21 protein-coding genes and 1 pseudogene are annotated in these 19,382 nt (G+C 44.9%); 15 read left to right on the top strand and 7 right to left on the bottom strand.

Features of this window, described 5'->3' with window-relative positions; translation table 11 throughout:
* Nucleotides 1-171: 171 nt before the first annotated feature.
* Nucleotides 172-408, top strand: a complete 237-nt coding sequence (locus SNR34_RS30750) for a hypothetical protein (RefSeq protein WP_236413615.1) — start codon at nt 172-174, stop codon at nt 406-408.
* Between the two features lie 288 nt (nt 409-696).
* Here SNR34_RS30750 and SNR34_RS30745 read toward each other — a convergent pair whose 3' ends face one another.
* On the bottom strand, nt 697-1,161 hold the full coding sequence (locus SNR34_RS30745; protein ID WP_236413614.1) for a VOC family protein: 465 nt from the start codon (nt 1,159-1,161) through the stop codon (nt 697-699).
* Nucleotides 1,162-1,331: 170 nt separating this feature from the next.
* On the opposite strand from SNR34_RS30745, the gene SNR34_RS30740 reads away from it, so the two are divergent.
* The 3 genes from SNR34_RS30740 (at nt 1,332) to SNR34_RS30730 (ending at nt 3,879) form a co-directional block, all read left to right on the top strand.
* A complete protein-coding gene (locus tag SNR34_RS30740) occupies nt 1,332-1,766 on the top strand; it encodes an Lrp/AsnC family transcriptional regulator (protein WP_486180905.1) in 435 nt (144 codons plus the stop codon).
* A gap of 391 nt (nt 1,767-2,157) precedes the next feature.
* A complete protein-coding gene (locus SNR34_RS30735) occupies nt 2,158-2,439 on the top strand; it encodes an alpha/beta-type small acid-soluble spore protein (RefSeq protein WP_486180904.1) in 282 nt (93 codons plus the stop codon).
* A gap of 1,017 nt (nt 2,440-3,456) precedes the next feature.
* Nucleotides 3,457-3,879, top strand: a complete 423-nt coding sequence (locus SNR34_RS30730; RefSeq protein WP_486180903.1) for a DoxX family protein — start codon at nt 3,457-3,459, stop codon at nt 3,877-3,879.
* Between the two features lie 197 nt (nt 3,880-4,076).
* Here SNR34_RS30730 and SNR34_RS30725 read toward each other — a convergent pair whose 3' ends face one another.
* Nucleotides 4,077-4,949 carry an SDR family NAD(P)-dependent oxidoreductase gene (locus SNR34_RS30725; protein WP_486180902.1) on the bottom strand — a complete coding sequence of 291 codons (873 nt, stop codon included), beginning with the start codon at nt 4,947-4,949 and terminating at the stop codon, nt 4,077-4,079.
* A 53-nt stretch (nt 4,950-5,002) separates the two neighbouring features.
* Between SNR34_RS30725 and SNR34_RS30720 the strand changes: the two genes are divergently transcribed.
* Nucleotides 5,003-6,751 carry an ABC-F family ATP-binding cassette domain-containing protein gene (locus SNR34_RS30720; RefSeq protein WP_486180901.1) on the top strand — a complete coding sequence of 583 codons (1,749 nt, stop codon included), beginning with the start codon at nt 5,003-5,005 and terminating at the stop codon, nt 6,749-6,751.
* Between the two features lie 85 nt (nt 6,752-6,836).
* Here the strand turns inward: SNR34_RS30720 and SNR34_RS30715 are convergent, their stop codons facing one another.
* A complete protein-coding gene (locus tag SNR34_RS30715) occupies nt 6,837-7,220 on the bottom strand; it encodes a RidA family protein (protein ID WP_236413602.1) in 384 nt (127 codons plus the stop codon).
* 105 nt (nt 7,221-7,325) lie between these two features.
* Here SNR34_RS30715 and SNR34_RS30710 point away from each other — a divergent pair, with 105 nt between their 5' ends.
* The 5 genes from SNR34_RS30710 (at nt 7,326) to SNR34_RS30690 (ending at nt 11,856) form a co-directional block, all read left to right on the top strand.
* Nucleotides 7,326-7,661, top strand: a complete 336-nt coding sequence (locus tag SNR34_RS30710; RefSeq protein WP_236413601.1) for a winged helix-turn-helix transcriptional regulator — start codon at nt 7,326-7,328, stop codon at nt 7,659-7,661.
* 229 nt (nt 7,662-7,890) lie between these two features.
* The gene (locus tag SNR34_RS30705; protein WP_236413600.1) at nt 7,891-8,478 is read left to right on the top strand and encodes an RNA polymerase sigma factor; all 588 of its coding nucleotides are present in this window, start codon (nt 7,891-7,893) and stop codon (nt 8,476-8,478) included.
* The gene (locus SNR34_RS30700) at nt 8,453-9,514 is read left to right on the top strand and encodes a hypothetical protein (protein ID WP_486180900.1); all 1,062 of its coding nucleotides are present in this window, start codon (nt 8,453-8,455) and stop codon (nt 9,512-9,514) included. The genes SNR34_RS30705 and SNR34_RS30700 overlap by 26 nt, the downstream gene beginning before the upstream one ends.
* Nucleotides 9,515-9,629: 115 nt before the next feature.
* Complete coding sequence (locus tag SNR34_RS30695) at nt 9,630-10,703, top strand: hypothetical protein (protein WP_486180899.1); 1,074 nt, start codon at nt 9,630-9,632, stop codon at nt 10,701-10,703.
* Nucleotides 10,704-10,782: 79 nt separating this feature from the next.
* Complete coding sequence (locus tag SNR34_RS30690; RefSeq protein WP_486180898.1) at nt 10,783-11,856, top strand: hypothetical protein; 1,074 nt, start codon at nt 10,783-10,785, stop codon at nt 11,854-11,856.
* A 101-nt stretch (nt 11,857-11,957) separates the two neighbouring features.
* Here the strand turns inward: SNR34_RS30690 and SNR34_RS30685 are convergent.
* Nucleotides 11,958-12,086, bottom strand: a pseudogene (locus tag SNR34_RS30685) (IS3 family transposase); the annotation flags it as partial.
* 220 nt (nt 12,087-12,306) lie between these two features.
* On the opposite strand from SNR34_RS30685, the gene SNR34_RS30680 reads away from it, so the two are divergent.
* Together SNR34_RS30680 and SNR34_RS30675 are read left to right on the top strand one after the other, a co-directional pair.
* Entirely contained in the window at nt 12,307-12,726 is a 420-nt protein-coding gene (locus SNR34_RS30680; protein ID WP_236413594.1) for a VOC family protein, read from the top strand.
* Nucleotides 12,727-12,985: 259 nt separating this feature from the next.
* Nucleotides 12,986-13,891, top strand: coding sequence for a helix-turn-helix domain-containing protein (locus tag SNR34_RS30675; RefSeq protein WP_486180897.1), 906 nt, complete (start codon nt 12,986-12,988; stop codon nt 13,889-13,891).
* Between the two features lie 323 nt (nt 13,892-14,214).
* Here the strand turns inward: SNR34_RS30675 and SNR34_RS30670 are convergent, their stop codons facing one another.
* Together SNR34_RS30670 and SNR34_RS30665 are read right to left on the bottom strand one after the other, a co-directional pair.
* The gene (locus SNR34_RS30670; RefSeq protein WP_486180896.1) at nt 14,215-15,075 is read right to left on the bottom strand and encodes an SDR family NAD(P)-dependent oxidoreductase; all 861 of its coding nucleotides are present in this window, start codon (nt 15,073-15,075) and stop codon (nt 14,215-14,217) included.
* A gap of 157 nt (nt 15,076-15,232) precedes the next feature.
* The gene (locus tag SNR34_RS30665) at nt 15,233-15,991 is read right to left on the bottom strand and encodes an SDR family oxidoreductase (protein ID WP_486180895.1); all 759 of its coding nucleotides are present in this window, start codon (nt 15,989-15,991) and stop codon (nt 15,233-15,235) included.
* A gap of 194 nt (nt 15,992-16,185) precedes the next feature.
* On the opposite strand from SNR34_RS30665, the gene SNR34_RS30660 reads away from it, so the two are divergent.
* The 3 genes from SNR34_RS30660 to SNR34_RS30650 all read left to right on the top strand — a co-directional run bounded on the left by SNR34_RS30660 (nt 16,186) and on the right by SNR34_RS30650 (nt 18,394).
* Entirely contained in the window at nt 16,186-16,824 is a 639-nt protein-coding gene (locus tag SNR34_RS30660) for a TetR/AcrR family transcriptional regulator (protein ID WP_236413589.1), read from the top strand.
* Between the two features lie 261 nt (nt 16,825-17,085).
* Complete coding sequence (locus SNR34_RS30655) at nt 17,086-17,925, top strand: alpha/beta fold hydrolase (protein ID WP_486180894.1); 840 nt, start codon at nt 17,086-17,088, stop codon at nt 17,923-17,925.
* 1 nt (nt 17,926) lies between these two features.
* Entirely contained in the window at nt 17,927-18,394 is a 468-nt protein-coding gene (locus tag SNR34_RS30650; protein ID WP_339275382.1) for a PAS domain S-box protein, read from the top strand.
* 241 nt (nt 18,395-18,635) lie between these two features.
* On the opposite strand, the gene SNR34_RS30645 is transcribed toward SNR34_RS30650, so the two are convergent.
* Nucleotides 18,636-19,373 carry an SDR family oxidoreductase gene (locus SNR34_RS30645; protein WP_486180893.1) on the bottom strand — a complete coding sequence of 246 codons (738 nt, stop codon included), beginning with the start codon at nt 19,371-19,373 and terminating at the stop codon, nt 18,636-18,638.
* Nucleotides 19,374-19,382: the final 9 nt, after the last annotated feature.

Here is a 19,382-nt window from a genome sequence, read left to right as displayed (position 1 = left end):
TAAAGTTTTTGGTATCGTTTCGTTAAATGGCTCCATAGTTCTAACGGAACGATAGTTGAATCATCGATAATAAGGCTGCCGATTACTTCGGTGGCTTTCTGTGTATATTTATGGGCTTTCGTATACAGCGTCACTGTAGATTGGGGAGAGGATGACGAGGAGATCGTCCGATTGTTCGGTAAACGGCTTCCAGATGAAACGGTCGAGGTGACGTCTACGGACAAAGGACTGGACGTTACCTACAATGGACAACTGCATTCGATTGCGCTTACCTTTACCGGAAATGATCGCTATATCACGATTCGCGGCTTTCAGGAGCTGATCCGGGACAAATACGAAATTCGACTTTTTGATTTTACCGAAGCGGCAGTGGGAGGAACTGGATGCCCGGTATCCGGTGCGGAATAGGGAGATATTCCGTGTCATCGATGATGAGCTGGATTTTCCGTAACCAGGATGTTTTTGCCCTGATTTGCTTGGGATAAGACAAAAAAGAGCTATAGCTGCGACAATAGTTTCATTTTTATAGCGGGTCGTATGTCAAACAAGAGCAATCAGGGATTTATTCTCTCGCGCCGAATTGGATTGATTACAGTACAAGGGAGCTGGCCGCGACAGCTCCTTTTCGCATTTTTCGCCGATAGACCCGTTGAGGTGAACCGTATCACAAATAAGGGCAAGTTTTCGTTATAAAGCTTAATTTGCATGAGTCTTGGTAGACATATCAAAATCAACCTCTTCAATAAATTCGATAACTTCTCCGTTGGGACTGTGAATGACAGCATTCTTGACTACAAGTGGGGGTTCGCCAAGTGAAAGGTAATCCGGTTCTATAAAAGCCTTTGCTCCATGAGCAAGGGCTTTTTGATACATTTCATCCACATTATTCACGTAGAAGGCTAAATGTAATAACGCTCCGTAAGTTATATCTTCTTCAGACGATGCTTTCTTCCCTTGAGCAGGGATGACAGCGTCGTTATCAAAGATCTCAATACAGGTTCTTTGGTCAGGTGAAACTAGCATGGAGGCTTCTTTGATTTGAAAGGATGGCAGAGACCAATGATGACCAACCTTGAACCCTAGAACTTCAATATAAAATGTAATAGTAGCTTTATAGTTTTTGGCTTGGATCGCCACATGTGAAAGACCGTTTATGCTCATTCTTGATTTCTCCTTGTGTATATTTTGAATGTTGTTTATAGTATACAGCTACTAACTTGTTGAATTACATATGTTATATGAGGATATAATGAAAGGATGGTAATTAAATATAAGCTATTTTAATGGATATGGCTTAGTTTTTTAAAATTCAATTCAAGGGAGTGATGGGGATGGATCATCTAATCGATGATATGGATAAAAAGATCTTGCAGCTGCTTCAACACAATGCACGAATGTCTATCTCTCAAATCAGTAAAGAAGTCAGTATGTCCCAACCTTCAGTTAAAGAGAGGATTTTGAAACTTGAAGATAAGAAGATAATTTCCGGGTATTCCACAGAATTAAATTTAAAGAATCTGAATCGGGGCATGACTACGTTTATACTAGTCAAAACAGAACATTGCCAGATGATCGTTGATTTTTGTGAAATGGCTAGGGAAGTAACGGATTTATATCGAATAAGCGGAGAATATAATTATCTTATCAAGGTACAAACGGCATCGATTGAGGAACTTGCCGAATTTCAAGATTCCCTTTTAAAGCTGGGTCCCTCAAAGTCTCATATCAGTTTGAAAAATATAATGGAACACAGGGTTTTACTCTAAATCTGCCAAATTTATTCTGGAATGATGGCTTATCAAACCTGCCGTAATAGTTAGCGGGCTGAACCGTATCATAAGTAGGGCGAAAACTGCTGTTTCCTGGCCTTGAGATCTTTAAAAAACGTCTGTTTGAGGCATTATGCGTTACGAATGACTATTGTCAATAAAACAATTGTTTCATAGCCTGCTGAATTTGGCGACTGATCCAGTCGCTTCAGATTCTTCAGCAAGTGAGAAGTGCAAAAACAGCTTCTTCGTCTTTTGTAAATGAATCAAAAGTACTTTGATCGGGAGATTAAGAGGAGATGATGATTTAACTCATAAATTTTAGGGAATAGGGATGAAATTTTGTGCTTCCGGGCATGTTATGGAATAACATCGAGGGGAGTGCTGTATGATGGCAAGAAGAAGGAGAAAATATGCGGTGCCAGGGGTCGAACAGGGAATGCAAGCGTTCAAAGCAGATGTAATGAAGCGCGAAGGATATACCGTAAATCCGAATCAACCAGACGATGTAAAATACGAAGTGGCGAAGGAGCTTGGTGTGCCTCTGCACCGAGGAAACAATGGTCAACTAACAACAGAATCAGCAGGCCATGTCGGTGGCAAAATTGGCGGTTCCATGGTTAGGGAATTGGTCCGTCTCGCTCAGGAGCAAATAGCGAACAGGGAGTAATCCTGAACTGAAACTTTCTGAGCACTGGCTTGTAACAGCATCCGGTGGTTTTTATGACGATAACTTACCCCTTTTCACAAGAAGGGGTATTTGTCTTGTCTTGCATTTTACACTGTCAAACCAAGTGGAGAATCCGAGTAAGGAGATGGCACCAACCGACGGGCTTTTGGGGTCGGCGTGATGTTGAATCTGCTAGGGATTGAGGCAGGTGATAAAGGAATAGGAGAACAAACCGCCCGTCCAATTTTAGCGCTTTAAGTAGAGTTCTTATTTAACTTAGAGAAGTCCCAGGTGCATTCCGGGGGTACATACCGAGTAAATTAAAGCTATTTTTTCCCGTGCACAGCCTCATAGCCCGCGTCTTCTGGGCGTGGGACAACCCCTTCCTTTAGAGTAGATCCAAACTTTAAGCACTAACTTTGAAGTAGTGACAGATAAAAGTATCTTTCTTCTCTATCCATCTTTCAGTCTATCGCCCAAATAATATGGTTCGTAAATTTATGGTACAGAGAGCAATCTTCTACTCAGATCCTTACAGCGTGCGTTGTACAAAGATGAGGCTGGACGTCGATGAATTTGGACATAAGAAATTCCCCTTAAAATGCATTTACGCTATATGAAGACCTAATTCGTGTACGAGCTCTTTAATCCCTATGCCTGCCGTATTTCTCATGGATCAGTAAGACGTCCATCGAAATACTTCCTTACATGGCAACATAATGAGGTTCATTTTTCTTCATGTTGAGCGTTAGGGGTCGTAGTTAAAATGTAATTAGTTTCCTAAACGGTATCACAATTTGAAATGATTAATGTTTATTATAAACACATCAAATAGGAAAAACATTAACCAAATTAAAAAAAGGAGTTTTTATGATGGCAGCTTACGCCCTTGAAGAAAAAGACCCAGGATTATGCCGGAATGAACAAGGAGAAGGAAAGCTTTTGGCGGATAGTGGAACAGGATAAAGACTGATTTCTGTTGTTAAAAAATAAAACAAGATCAAAGGAGGAATGAAAATGAGTACTACTACGGCACATGAAAAAAACGCGAAAGTAGCATCCCGCCCTGTTGGAAGGTTGGCCGCCTATTGGACGGTCACAATTATACTCGCATTCTCAATTACATTAAGCGGTATCGGGCAACTGATGCGATATGGAGGTAATGTCGATCTAGTGACCGGTATTGGTTTCCCGTTATATATCACAAATATTCTTGGAGTTTGGAAGTTGCTTGGAGTCATTGCGATCGTAATACCAGGCTTGCCTCGGCTTAAGGAATGGGCGTATAGCGGTATTTTTTTTCTAATGACCGGAGCGGCTTTAGCTCATGCGTTCGCTAATGATTACGGCGATTACGGATTCAATCTCATCCTTCCGCTTTTCTATGCCGCGCTTGGCATTGCCTCCTGGGCGTTGCGTCCGAAAAGCCGCAGGCTCTAATGGACATAGAAATTTATGCAAAGAAGGCACCCGGTTGGGTGCCTTTGATTTCGTTTTTAAAATGATACAGTGAACCGTATCATAAATAAGGGCAAGTTTTAAACAAGCTCCCCTTTAAGTAGACAGGATTAATAAATAACCCGGCTACTTCAGAGGAGCATATCAGTTGCCGTGAATGTCGAATGCTTTGGTATCCTTTAAAATGGTTTTACCACATCATCTGAATCAGTGGAGTAAGCCAGCTCTTTCTGTGCTTCCAGAGCGGCCAGTCTGTCCAGCAGGGCTGCCCGGATTTGCTCATAGGCGTCACTGCCCAACGCCATACGTATCGGGCCCTCTCCCTGGTCGACACGACGGATAATCTGCTGCGCCATTTTATCCGGATCGCCGACAACCATTTGATTGAACATGCTCATATCTATACCCGGCAGTTCTCCCTTCATCAGGCTAACGAATTGGCCTGCCTCCGTATCCCGGTATTCGTCCATCCGCTCGCCGAATATGGCGTTGCTTGTAATGAAATTCGTTCGGATTCCGCCGGGCTCCACCATAGTGGTCTTAATATTGAACGGAGCCACTTCCTTAGCCAGCGCTTCAAAGGCTCCTTCGACCGCCCATTTCGAAGAGCAATACAGCCCCATACCCGGAATAGAATAATGACCCGCCATACTCGAAATCTGTACCATGTGACCGCCGCCCTGCTTACGGAAAAAGGGCAGGACTGCACGCGCTGCACGTAGGGAGCCAAGCACATTGGTCATAAACTGATGCTCAATTTGCCTGTCGCTTGCTTCTTCCACTGCGCCATACAAGCCATAGGCTGCATTATTGACAAACACATCGATCGTGCCCAGTTCTAAAAATGCACGTTCCACCACTTCAGCAATTTGCTGAGAGTTTGTCAGATCTAGATTAGCCTGCCATAGCCCAGAGCCATACCCCGATATGCTGAGCAGAAAGGATGGAGTCATCGTTAACGTGGCTTCGATGGCTGCGTTCATGGCTTGGTCTAAGCATTGAATTTGGCAGTAAACAGTGTTAATCTGAGGTGCGGCAGACTCCGTATTCATGTTCTGCAGTACCTCTAATCAACCCCATTTCAGCTACCAAGAAAGGTAACACAATGATCAAAGTTGAACACTTATCCTTCTCGTTCCCGCAAAAAGAACTGTATACCGACATTTCGTTCACACTCGAAGAAGGGCAGCACTGCGCCTTTATCGGAACAAGCGGCAGCGGGAAAAGCACCCTGATCGAGATTCTGATGGACCCGGAAAAGCATTTGTTCGATGGCAAGCTGGAGATCGATCCGAACTGCCGAATCGGTTACGTCAGTCAGTTCTCTCAGGTGGACCCGGCGAAAGAAATGACCGTTTTTGAATATATTAGTGAAGAATTTACCAAGATTCAGGAGAAGCTCAACGTGATCTATGCCGAAATGGCGACGACATCGGATATGGATTCGATGATGGAGAAATATCAACTCACTCTGGACGCGTTGGAATCGATGGGCGGGGACGATTTCGAGAGCCGCATTCATAAGAAGCTGAATCTGGCCAATCTCGCGAAGGTAAAAGATGTTAGCGTAACCTCCTTAAGCGGCGGGGAATTCAAACTCATTCAAGTCATGAAGGAAATGCTAACGAATCCGGACTTGATGATCATGGACGAACCCGATGTATTTTTGGACTTCGAAAATCTGAACGCGCTCAAAAAATTGATCAACTCCCACAAAGGCATGCTGCTGGTCGTTACGCACAACCGCTATCTTCTAAACCATTGCTTCAACAAAATCATTCACCTGGAAAATACGGAAATTCAAGAGTTTGACGGAAGCTATGTCGAATATCATTTCTCGCTGCTTCAGACCAAAATCGAGCTGCAGGAGATCGCTGTCGCTGAGGCAGAAGAGATCGAGCGATACGATCACATCATCGACAACCTCAGAGCGATCGCGACTTATAATTCAGAAGCATCCAGAGGCCGAGCGTTAAAAGCCAGAGTCAAGTTCCAAGAAAGACTGGAAGCGCGCAGAATCAAAGCGCCGTTCGTCGAGATCAAGCAGCCGGATATCCGCTTCGGGATCGAGCATGAAATGGAAGACGCAGTTGTCGTAAAAGTCGACCATTATAGCGCGTCCTTCGACGAGCTGCTGTTGGAAAACGTAAACTTCGAGATCAAATCCACGGATAAAGTCGCGATCATCGGTCCGAACGGCACCGGGAAAACGACTTTGCTGCGGGACATCTTCCGAAACCATCACGACTCGATCGGAGTCCATGCGGATACGAAAGTGGCGTACTTATCTCAGCTTCAAGGCGAAACGCTGCAAGATTCGAATACGATCCTGCATGAATTCATCGACGCCGGATTCAAAACTTATGACGAGGTCAGAGCGTATCTGGCGAACTACGGCTTCGAAGAAGAGATCCTTGAGCAGAAGATCGAATCGTTGTCCGGCGGAGAAAAGAACATGCTCCAATTGGCTAAAGTCGCGGCCAGTCAAGCCAACCTGCTGCTGCTTGACGAACCGACGAGCCATTTGGACATCTATACACAGATCGCGCTGGAAAAAGCCATCATCGACTACAAAGGTGCGATCGTTATGGTCTCGCACGATTTCTATTCCGTCGTAAACGGGATGGATTATGTGCTGATCGTTGACAATAAGACCATTCGAAAAATGAGTATGAAAAAATTCAGACAGATGATCTATGCCAGTCATTTCGATAAAGACTACTTGGAAACGGAGCAAAAGAAAAAGTCGGTCGAAATGCAAATCGAATTGGCCTTGAAAGATACCGATTTCGAACTTGCAAAAGGATTGGTCGACGAGCTGGAAGGATGGATCAAGCAGCTGTCTGCGCTCTAGCATACGCCACAAGCTTAGACGATTTCGGGAAGAACAATCGAATATTCGAAGAGAGGAGCTCCAAGCGAAGCTCCTCTCTTTTTTCTTAGCCTACATGCGCCACAGCCCGAACCTCTACCCACTGTTCCGGAAATGCCAGGTAAGTCACCCCGATCATACTCCCCGCCGGCCGATGCTCTCCGACATACTTTTTGAACAGTTCGATTGCGGTTTCCCCGTGCTCCTGCGCATTCGTCAGATACAGCTCCACGTAAGCCAGATTATGCTTCGTCGCTCCGAACTCTCGTAACACGGCATCCAAATTCTCCAGCGTCTGCTTCATCTGTGCCCGAATATCGCCTGCTCCGACGAACTCGCCCTCGGCGTTATGGGAGAACTGTCCCGAGATATACAGCGTGCTGTCGACAAGGTACCCCTGCGAAATTCCGTGATCCCAGAGATTATGGTTGTATGTTTGAATGGTCGTCATTGTTTTAGCCCCTTTACTTTAAAGTAAGGCTAGTATAGACTGGGCGAAAATAAAAGGATAGTACGCACAAAGAAGTGGGCTACTATCCGAAAGGATAGTGTGAACATGGGCATTTCCGATTTGAAGGGCAAGGAAACGGTAATCCAAGACACACCGTTCGGTTATACGATGTCAGTGATCGGCGGGAAGTGGAAGATGGCAATTCTGTATCTGGTGTCCGCCAAGCAGCCGATTCGATTCAACGAAATGCAGAGACAGCTCGGAGCGGTGACGTACAAAGTTCTCAGCGCGCAGCTTAAGGAATTGGAGGCCGACGGGCTGGTTAAGCGCGTGGAGTATCCGCAGATTCCGCCCAAAGTGGAGTATTCGCTGACACCGAGAGGGCAGACGCTGCTGCCTGTGTTGGAGCAGCTGTGCGAGTGGGGAGCACAGAATCGGTGAGGTTCATGAATTTTTGCAAGGAACCGGAAATTTCGGCAGCGTCCAGATCTGAACGCATCTGGTTTACGGTACGTAAAGTGTAATTGATGCAAAGAACGCCCGAGCCATCCCATTAGGGATGGCTCTAAAACTTGCCTTGATAATGTGACCAAGTATTATTTTTGATGCTGCTGTCACAAAATGAGCTGCATTGGTGTTTTAAGAGTGTAGGCAGGAGGGGGTATGACTTTTGGATAGAGACTACAGAGAGTATGAATCAAACCCAGAAGAAATTGAGATGCTGGTCGAAAGGACTAAACTTGGGGATAAGGAAGCTTTCGCTTCTATTATTAAAATCTTTGAAAAACCAATGTATATCTATTGTTACCATATGCTCAAAAACAAAGAAGAAGTCGAGGATGCTCTACAAGAAATATTTATCAGAGTGTATGAACAGATACATAAGTATCGTCCAAATATGACTTTCTCGGCATGGCTGTACAAAATTGCCTACAACTACAGTCTGAATCAAATCAGGAGCAGAAAAAGGTGGTTTCGTTTTATCGATCGTTATAAATATGATCAGCCTGAAACTTCGACTCAGCAAATAGACAGTCAAACGACACTGAAGGATCTTCTAAATTTACTGACTACCGAAGAGAGACATATATTAGTTCTCCGGGCGATTCATCGATATCACTTTAACGAGATTAGTGAAATCATGAATATGAAGCCGGCAACCGTGCGCAAAAAGTATGAACGCCTTCGCAAAAAACTGCAGACGAAGGAAGTTAGTGAAGGAGGAACAGTGAATGCGTCGATCACCAAATCCATCTAAAACCGTTAGTATTCACCAGGTGGAGCAAATGATTCGGGATACGGAGACGCCAGAGCACAGCATGAGTCAACAGATTGTCGAAAAACTTGAATCCAAAAGCGTGCCACCACAAAAACCGATCTTCACAAGAAGAGTGGGAGTTATCGCAGCGGCATTGGTTGCTTTTTGTGTGTCTCTAACTCCTGTCATGGCTCAAGCCATAGAGCGGCTATCCTTGCTTGAATATATTAATCCGTTCGCCAAAGAAATGAAAGTAAATCCAAATGAGAAGGCCGATACAATTTATGTAAAAGGCTCGGATGGGAATAAGAAATTTCATTCGGGGATGATTCGCTTTGATGACATTGAGGATCAAGAGTTTAAAAGTCAGCTTCAAAAGGTATGGAATGAGATTTTTCCCCAAGGAGAAGGAATTAATGATGTGGTTATGTACGAATATAAACCGGACACATTTCACATAGAGGCGCGAAACGAAAACAGATCCATCGAATTTGACCAAGGTAAATGGTATTATGCGCAGCAAACGATTGGAGAGGAGCAGGTTCCAGATGCTGCAAAAGATGCAGCGGACCAAGCTTTTCATAAAGTTGGGGATTTTAAAGAGAGTGAACGGTCAGTAAGTCAAATGGTCTTAAGACCCGATCAGAATCCGGTGTATAAGTTCGTGTATCATACACACGAGGGTTCGATCCTCATTGATGTACAAAAAAATACGAATCAGATCACAAGGATTGTAGCTTTTCCGCTGTCGGATCAACTTAATCAATTGGATGATAAAAATAAATATCATGATTTAGTTGAGAAAACAAAAGCAATTGAGCTGGACATGATTCATGAGGAAACCGTGAAACAGGCTAAAGCCTGGATGAATTTGGACTTGGCTGATTATAACGTATCCAAACTTGAATCAAGGTTTGATACATTAACGTTCACAAAAGCGGGTTCTCCAGACGTGACTGCGCTATTCACCTCTAAAGGAACGATCTATTCAATTAAAATTGAGCTAAAGCAGTTATCTGAAAAAGGAACGGACTAATCAATGCAATGAGAGGGGGTGGTGACTGCTGACTTCATAGATTTATTTCAACGTGGCTGAAGCGTTCCATTAAAAACTGTATGTAAGTAAATAAAAAATAAAGGAGTTTATTCATATGAACAAAAAAATAATTTTTCCTATCATCGGAGCAGCCTTATTATCAGGGAGTTTGCTTGGATTTGATACGTCGAATCAATCAAATGCATATAACAACGTAAATTCAAACATCGAACAAGGTGCTAAATCAGAGCAAACCCCTATGCAAAAGGCTCAGGATAAACTTAAAGAATTGACAGGAAATACGTATACATTAATTCAAGGAACGGCTACGAAAGATGCTATCCATTTTAAAAGAGAGAACTTCAAAGACGATATTATTGCTTATAACATGAATGGAAAGCTCGAAACGTTCAGTATTAAAATCAATTATGAAGATTTAAACGGTGGAAAATATCAAACCAAACTGAAGGAAACGTGGAAAGCTTTGTTCCCAGGGGAAGAACCGAAATATGTGAATATCTCAGAGTCAATCTACTATGAGGGTACAATCTCATCGAATGCTATGCAAAACAAGCAAATTTATATGCAAGAGAATGGCGACGTTTATGGCGTAAATTATGCTCCTGACAATGCCCCGGCAAGCGTGCAGAAGAAGGCTGATCAGGTATTCTCCAAGCTTACCGATGGAAATGTCGAGCAGGGGGCCAAGTTGGATCGTATGTATGTCCTCGATGGCAAACCGAATGTGTATCAATATAAGTATAAATCAAAAACGATGAATGTGAGCTTTGCCATTGAAGAACAAACGCTGGAACTGCTCCAAGTCGATGTATACCATACTGATGGTAAAGGTGTAGATAGTTATGAAGAATTCCAGGAACGAGAAAAAGAAAAGAGTACAGAGATGAAGAAGTTGACACTGGACACTTTGATGAAGAACGCAATGAAAGACGCAAAAACGATGCTGGGTCTGGATTTGAAAGGATATAAGGGAGAAAGAAGTGCAGATGCATGGGATGAAGATTATATGACGTTCACCAAAGAAGGGGCGCCTTCAGTTACTGCCAGATTTAATAAAGACGGATCGTTTAGCAGCTTTACCATTGATAAGTATAATCAGGAAATCGATTTTTACGGAATGACCATCGTAGGTCCCCCAAATGAAGAACTCAAATTGTTAATTGACTGATATGTATTGAAAAGCGGCTTGGAGATGCACTTATATTTCAGTATAACCATGAGGTAGCAAAAGAAAGGAGTTCATTGATATGAACAAAAAGAAAATTTTCCCTTTACTCGGAGTAGCCTTATTATCAGGAAGTTTGCTGGGGTGCCAAACACCTGTTCAGGCAGATTCGCCTAACAAGGTAAATATCAATGCTTCACAGGATGTTAAGGTGGATCAAAAGCTTATGCAGCAGGCTCAGGATAAACTGAAAGAGCTAACAGGAAATACCTATAAGTTAGTTCAGGGAACAGCCATGAAAGATTTTGTGAATTTTAAAAGAGAGAATTTCAAATATGATACGATTTCTTATAAAAAGAATGGAAAGCTCGAAAATATCAGTATTAAAATCAATTATGAAGAGTTAAATGGTGGGAAATATCAAACCAAACTGAAGGAAACGTGGGAAGCATTGTTCCCAGGGGAAACACCAAAGTATGTGGATATCTCAGAGTCAACCTACTATGTGGGTACCATCTCATCGAATGCCAAACAAAATAAACAAGTTTATATGGAAGACAACGGAGAGCTGCATGGCGTAAATTATGCACCTGACGATGCCCCGGCAAGCGTGCAGAAGAAGGCTGCTCAGGTATTATCCAAGCTTACCAATGGTAAGGTCAAGAAAGGAGAAAAGTTGGATCGTGTGTTTGTCCTTGATGGCAAACCGAATGTGTATCAATATAAGTATAAATCAAAAACGATGAATGTGAGCTTTGCCATTGAAGAACAAACGCTGGAACTGCTCCAAGCCGGCGTAAATCATAGTAATGGTAAAAGCATAGATAATTACGAAGAATTCCAAAAGGATGAAAAAGCAAAAGATGCAAAGATCAAGAATCTGACGTTGGATACATTAATGAAGAATGCAGTGAAAGACGCAAAAACGATGCTAAATCTGGATCTGAAAGGATATAAGGGAGCAAGAGGAACAAATGCATGGGACAAGGATCAAATGACGTTCACCAAAAAAGGGGCTCCCACAGTCATTGCCACAATGAATGCAGATGGATCGTTTAACAGCTTTATCGTAGAGAAGTATGGTCAGCATCTCAGTTTCGGCGGAAACACGATCGTAGGGCCTGCAAATGAGCAACCAAAATTATTAAACAACTAATTCTAAATGTAGGAATTTTGATATACGATTGGGCCAAGTCGCTGAAAAATAAAAAGCCATATGATTGAAGTGCCCCCCAAAAGTTAGACGCGGTGATTTCATCAGGCAGCTTTCTCAAAATGAGTTCGGTACTGTACCGGGCTCATTTTTATTTTTGCCTTCAACCGTTAAGTATTGTAGTAACCATTCCCTTTACGCGACATGCTTTGGAGAATGCTTCTCGACTTAAGCGGTTCGCCGACACCCCGTTAAGCCGGCAGGTATCTGATTCTGGAGGAATTCCATTCCGAGAGGGAGATTGGACAGCACGGAGAACCGTACCGGAGGTTGAGGAAGACTTTGTATATTATACTTTAATATGTAAGAGTGGATGAGGATGATATATAATATTTCATAGTAATGATATCCGATGACAGAATTTGATTAAATTGATGCTGGAGGGGTGTAGGTATGGGCATGGGAGTAAAATTAGAAGGAATCACTGTTTTGGCGCTTGATGTCCCTAGATTGACTAGATTTTATCGTGATGTCCTGGGATTTAAGGTTCTTGTAGAAGAAGAACATTACACTGAATTTGAGAATGATGGTGTTCGTCTGGCCATTTTCGCGGCACCCTTAATGGCGGATAACACAAACGGCCACCATTCTTTTGTAGAAGAGCGTAGAGGGCAAGCTTTTGAGCTTAACTTCGAATGTGATTCTCCTGAGGATGTCTATGTGATGTATGATGATTTTGTTTCAAAAGGGGCTACAGGGATAACAGCGCCGAAGGTGATGTCCTGGGGGCACACCACGGGCTTCTTTGCAGATCCAGAAGGCAACATTCATTCCCTCTTTGCAGTTAACCCCGTTACGGCGGAGAATGCCTAAGAAATACATCCCAAGAAATTGTCAGAGCTTAAAAAGCAGCGATTCGAGTTCAGTTCACTTTATAAAAAAATCAGCAGAATTAAAGGAATGGCGGCGCCAGGGAGTTCATCCCTGCTCCGCCATTTCTCGCTTTTGGTCTGTTACCACAAATGAGGGCCCAAAAACTTAACCGTTACAGACAAGCTTTTGTTATGCAACTGGAATCAAATATGCCACAATCGCTGGTGATATGATTGAGGGGAAAGGAGGGAGGACGTCCATGTACGAATGGAACGAAATGGTGCAGCTTATGGTGGATTGGGTGGAGGCTTACATAACAGAAAGCAGGTCTCTTTTAAATATGTCGGAGCAGCTCGGCTATTCCCCCTATTATTGTTCCAGGCAGTTCAACCAATTAACTGGAATGACATTACGCGATTACGTCTGGACCCGAAGAATCAGCCGTGCCGCCTTGGAGCTCCGTGACACGGACCAGCGGATTCTGGATATTGCCGTAAAGTACGGATTTTCATCGCAAGAAGCGTTTACACGAGCATTCAGCAAGGCTTTTCAGCTTACTCCGACAGCCTACCGAAAAGCGCCCAGGCCTATTAAGCTGGCTATTCGTCAGGAGGTATTCTCGCCTTATCATTATTGGATCAAGGAGCGCGAAAAGATGAGCAATGTACATTTGCAACCGGTTGGGATCAAAGTCGAGTTCATTCCGGCGCACAAATTTATCGGCATCTGGGACATTTGTGTACAAAACTACGGAGATTTCTGGAACAATGGCCACAATTGTGATGAAATCAGTGGCACTTTAGAGAGTATGTCGAACCACGTCCTCCCCGGACAGCTCGGTCAGACGGCAGGATGGTTTTATCAGAACGGTCAGAAGGGATACTTGTATGGAATCCCTGTTTCATCGGAGTACGATGGACCCATTCCGGCAGGAATGGAATGCAGGGATATCCCGGAATCGGAGTACCTGGTCTTTTTCCATCCGCCGTTCGATTACCTAAAGGATAATGGTGCTGTGATGAGAACCGTTGAAGAAGCTGCATCGAAATTCGACCCCGAAGAAATGGGATATGAATGGGATGAGGAGATCAAACAGGATTACCAGCGGCATTTTCCAGAGGGATATGGTTATGCAGTGTTACGGCCGGTAAAAAAGAAGATTTAGCTGTTCAAAATGAAAACCGCCCGAGTCCGGCCACCTAGCGTGATCAGGATTTGTGCGGTTTTTGCATGTGCGGTACTTTTTCATTCACGATAACATAGGGCCTTCATGCAGAAAACTGCGGCAGCAAAGAAATGTTGTTTTGGGATCATGAACTTACTTTAGCAATTCTTCCAACTGTTCGTCGGTCCCCGAGTTTTCAAGTGGCATGAACACCCTAACGTTCCGAACTCCTCGCCCCTGTCATTGACATTCTCCCAGTTAACGATCCGAGACTTGTTGTCCTCTACCTCGAAGACGCGCCAGAGCATATTTCTCGGCTCGGCTTAAAGAACGCTCCCACCAAGAAACTCACGGCTATATATGTCGGAGATTCTGTCCAGCACACCCTGCGCGTGCTCTGTAAACTTCAAGTCGGTCACCCGATCTTTCAACAAAAACACGCCGGTTTCATTGCGGTGTTTACCGAGGGCTGCTTCAAATAACAGGTTGGCGCCATGGGTAGGCGGAGAGGCAAAGAGCTTCATAAACAGTCCAAACGATCCGGTCAGCCCGGAATCTTTCCCTTTTCTTAGCGTGTTATTAATTCCCGGATCAACGCTGCGGATCTTGATGCCTTCCTTGGCAAGTTGTGGTGCGACGGCTTGGGTCCACAACGAAAGAGCCAGCTTTGAAGTTGCATAAGGGCCGTACATTTTGCGGAAGGTTGTGGGATGCTCCAAGTTTTCGATCGAAAACTCCTTCGTAAATCTAAACACTTGCGATGAAGTGTTAATTACCGTATTTAAGCTGCCTTTTTTCAAAAGCTCCTTCAATTCCATCAGAATGATATAAGGAACGACCGTCAACAATTCATAATGCATTTCGCGGCCTTGTTTCGAATAGCGCAGCTCACTTAAGCCTCCTCCAGCGTTGTTGAACAACATATCTATCCGCTGCTCCTTGCTTTTGATTTCTTCCAAAGTGTGTCTCAAGCTGCCATAATCGGTGAGATCCTTCACTTTATAGGCTCGGAGCCATCCGTTCTTGAGGGCATTTTGTATGAGCATATCGTCCGCCGGTAAATCGGAACGGTTCAAAGTAATGACCTGCCAGTTCTGCGATAGAAGTTTTCGGGCTAGTGCCAAGCCGATTCCCTGGCTCGTGCCTGTAATCAATGCGATATGTTCCCGTTGATTCGTATTCAATGGATGTCCCCCCCTCATATTTCAAAATACGCTCAAGCGTATGCGTCCCGGGCCTAGTTCTGGGATTGCCAACTCTCCAAACGCAAGACATCGGCCGGTTCCCCGTAGTCACGGAAGCGAACCGGCCGCATGGTCACAGGGTTAGATGCTGGATTCCTTAGATCTGGGAGCCGCCTCCGTCGACGGGGAACTCAGCCCCGGTGGTATAGGTAGCATCAAATGCTAGGAATGCTACGACTTTGGCAACCTCGGCGGGATCGCCCAAACGCAGCATCGGGATCTGCTGTGTCATCTGTGCCTTTGTCTGTTCGGCAGCTTCTTTCGGCATCGCCTTCTCTAAGATACCTGTGTCAATGACGCCAGGACTGACTGCGTTGACGCGAATATTTCGAGGCAATAACTCGCGTGCCAGGCTTCGAGTCATGGAGCGCAGCGCCGCTTTACTAGCTGCATACGCACTGAGCATCGGGAGACCCACAACGTTTACGATTGAAGTAGTCAGTACTACCCCGCTTCCTGTGCTTAGAAGTGGAGAGAGTTTTTGTACGGTAAAGTACGACCCTTTGGCGTTGACCGTAAAAATCTCGTCGTACGTTTCCTCGGTTGTTGACTCGAACGGGACAAAGCCGGTGACACCTGCGTTAACGAACAGGGCATCTATCGTTCCGAATTCAACCTTCACTTGATCGGCTAACGCGGCGATATCCTTCAATGAGGCGGCATCGCTCAAGAACGCGATTGCGTTGTTGCCGAGTTGTTCACGAGCCGCATCAAGCGTCGCCTGAGTACGTCCGGTTATCAGCACGTGTGCTCCTTCATCCACGAGCAGCTTCGCTGACGCGAGGCCGATTCCACTGCTGCCTCCCGTGATCACGACTTTTTTGCCGAAGAATTTGCCCTTACTGGATCGTTCCATTTGAATCGTCCTCCCTTTGTATAATCCGCAAGCGGATGATTAGGTACAGGAACGATTATACAACAGCGAGTTTACTAAGTAAACTCATTTAACTAAATTAGTTAACTTAATTCATTTAATTATTGGTGTAAATAATAAGACGGCAAATTTGTTATAATGCATTTGATACGTATCACAGGAAGGGGCATGTATTCGTGAGAAAAGCCGTGAGTGTGGAGACATATATAGAAAAAATAAAACCTGTCCTTAGAAGAACGAAATTCAGCCAACTGAAAGTCGACGATCTCGCAAAATATATGGATATCAGCAAAGTGACGCTATATAAGTATTTTGCCTCCAAAGATGACATCATCGAACAAGTTGTAGATTATTACATTGATTACTCGAAGAAAGCTGACGCCACGGCCAATGATGAGTCCGTCTCTTTTTTGGATCGGTTTCAAATTACGTTTTTACAATCTTTGATGTGTGCCATGTATATCTCTGATTTGTTCCTGCAAGATCTGAAGGAATTTTATCCCCACCATTTTGAGAATCTGTCAGCTGCCCTGCAAAATCGGAATAAAAACTTACAAGCTTTTTTTGAATCCGGAATGGAGCAGCAGATTTTCAACAGATTGAATGCCGTGCTGTTTATGGTTCAAGATGATGCTGTGCTGCGGCGCTTTATCGAGCCATCATTTTCGATTCAGTATGATATCACCTTGAAACAAGCAATTATGGATTTCTACCGCATGAAGCAGTATCAATTGATAAAACCTGAATACCTCAAGATGATCGACGATTCCAATATTGAGGGGCAAATCGTTCATATTTTGCAAACCATCTCATAAGTGAGTCGCCTCCATCGGCTAATGGGGAAAATGGATCGTTCGATTTCTGGGGCAACGTTTTGCTGCGGCCGGAACTAAAGCAAAATCATAATATATTTTGAGGCAGATGCGGGAGTCCGCCATGTTTATTCAACTAGTTGGGATGGGTACACGCGAGGAGCCAAGCAACGGATAGGGCTTTAGCATTAAATTGTAAATCTTGATATAGTGGTATAATGTACTTTTAGAGCTAGAGTTCATCGCAACTAGGAGGAAGAGACAATGGATAGCCAGCAGATTCTCATCCGAAACAACGTCAAGGTAACCGGCTATGGTTCGAAGGCTCTTATATTTGCTCACGGCTTTGGCTGTGATCAGAATATGTGGCGCTTTGTCGCACCTGCTTTCGAAGAGAAGTACAAGGTGATATTGTTTGACTTCGTGGGTTCTGGAAGGTCCGATATTCAAGCTTATGATCCATCTCGTTATCATGACCTGAACGGTTATGCCCACGATATCTTGGACATTTGTTCAGCACTAGAATTGCAGGATGCCATTCTGGTAGGTCACTCCGTCGGTGCAACGATCGGTATGCTGGCATCTATTCAAAGGCCGGATTACTTTGAGCGGCTTGTTCTGATAGGTCCTTCTGCGCGTTATATGAACGATCTGCCGGATTACATCGGCGGGTTTGAACGGGAAGATTTGGTGGCTTTATTGAATATGATGGATTTGAACTTTCAAGGATGGGCGAATTATCTGGCACCTGTTATTATGGGAAATGCAGACCGGCCGGAACTATCCGAGGAGCTGGAAACGAGCTTTTGCGCAACCGATCCCAAGATAGCCCGCCATTTTGCGGAAGCCACTTTTCTCTCTGATTACCGTAAGGAACTCGGCAAGGTCGTGGTGCCTTCGTTGATCCTGCAATGCTCCGATGATATGATCGCTCCGTTGGAAGCCGGTGCTTACGTCCATCAGCAGATGAAGGGGAGCGAGTTTCGACTGATGGATGCAACGGGGCATTGTCCGCACCTGAGCCATCCGGATGAAACCATTCGTCTCATCCGTGAATATTTCGCCTCAATGGAATTGAGACAGGAAAGCGAGCTGCATACCTAAAATGGACGAACGGTTGGATCATGCTCCCTGCGGTTACTTATCGATGGATCAAAATCGGACGATCCGCGCCGTCAACGCGACCTTTTGTCACTTGTTACAATACGAAAAACAAGGGGTAATAGGCACCAGCTTTGAATCCCTGCTCACCCGGTCCAGCCAAATTTTCTTTCGGATTTACTTTTTGCCGTTGATTAATCTGAATCGCCACGTGGATGAAATGTATTTAATGATGAAAACAGGCAGCGGCGGAACACTTCCCGTTCTTCTAAACGCGGTGGTTCGAGAACGGGAAGACGAATCGTTCCACGACTGTGTCTTAATTCCCATATTGCGCAGGAAGGAGTATGAACAGCAGATTGAACAAGCTGAGAGTGCTTATCGGAAGGCGCAATGTGAGCTGCAGCGGATTGAACAGGAGCTGAAAGATAAGAAGGAGGAACTTGCATCATTATTGAATCCCGGGGTCTAACTCTTATCGATTCGTATTCATTCACTTATACTCAGGCAAGTCAGTAATTCTAGAAAATAACCGGAGCAGCCGCCGCCGATATGGCGGCTTTTTCCTTGAAGACATCCGTAGTAGGGGATTTATTCGCGAAGGCTGAACCGTACCACAAGGGACGGCAGCTCCGGCAGGTATTTTCTAAATTTCGAAATATAACCACCTCAACCGCTTTGGAGCGGCAGGTTAGTGGGATCAATGGATAGCGTCAGGCAAGCTGGGCTGTAGGCCGAACGACCAGCTCGTTCACGTCGACGTCTGCCGGCTGTTCTATCGCATAAGCGATGGCACGGGCTATGGCGGCAGCCGGGAGGGCGTCGCGTCGGTACGTTTTCATGAGGTCCTTCGCTTCTTCGTCCGAAATGCTCTCCGCGAGCTCGGACTCCGTCACGCCAGGAGAAACCAGCGTTACCCGGATGCTGCTGCCAACCTCCTGCCGCAAACCTTCCGTGATGGCGCGAACGGCGTATTTGGTCGCACAATATACCGCTGCCGTCGGTGAGACTGCGTAGGCACCGATGGAGGCCACATTAATGATGTGACCGGATTGCTGCTCTTTCATCACGGGGAGGCCTGCAGCAATGCCGTGGAGAACCCCTCGGATATTGACGTCGATCATCCGGTTCCATTCGTCGATTTTCAAGGCCTCTAAAGGAGAGAGAGGCATCACGCCGGCATTGTTCACTACCACATCTACACGACCAAACCGACTTTGCGCCAAGTGGACAAATGCCTGCATCTGATCGATATTTGTAACGTCCAATTGTTGATAAGCGACCAAGCCTCCTTCGGCCTCAATGAGGGATGCCAGAGCTTCCAGTCTTTCCACGCGTCTGGCTCCAATGACGACATGGGCCCCCTGGCTGGCGAGAAGCCTCGCCGTTGCTTCGCCGATTCCGCTGCTTGCTCCTGTAATCAAAATGACTTTTCCATGGATTTCAGACATTGCACATTT

Source organism: Paenibacillus sp. XP01 (assembly GCF_057364885.1).
This window is presented reverse-complemented; position numbering and strand designations above follow the sequence as displayed.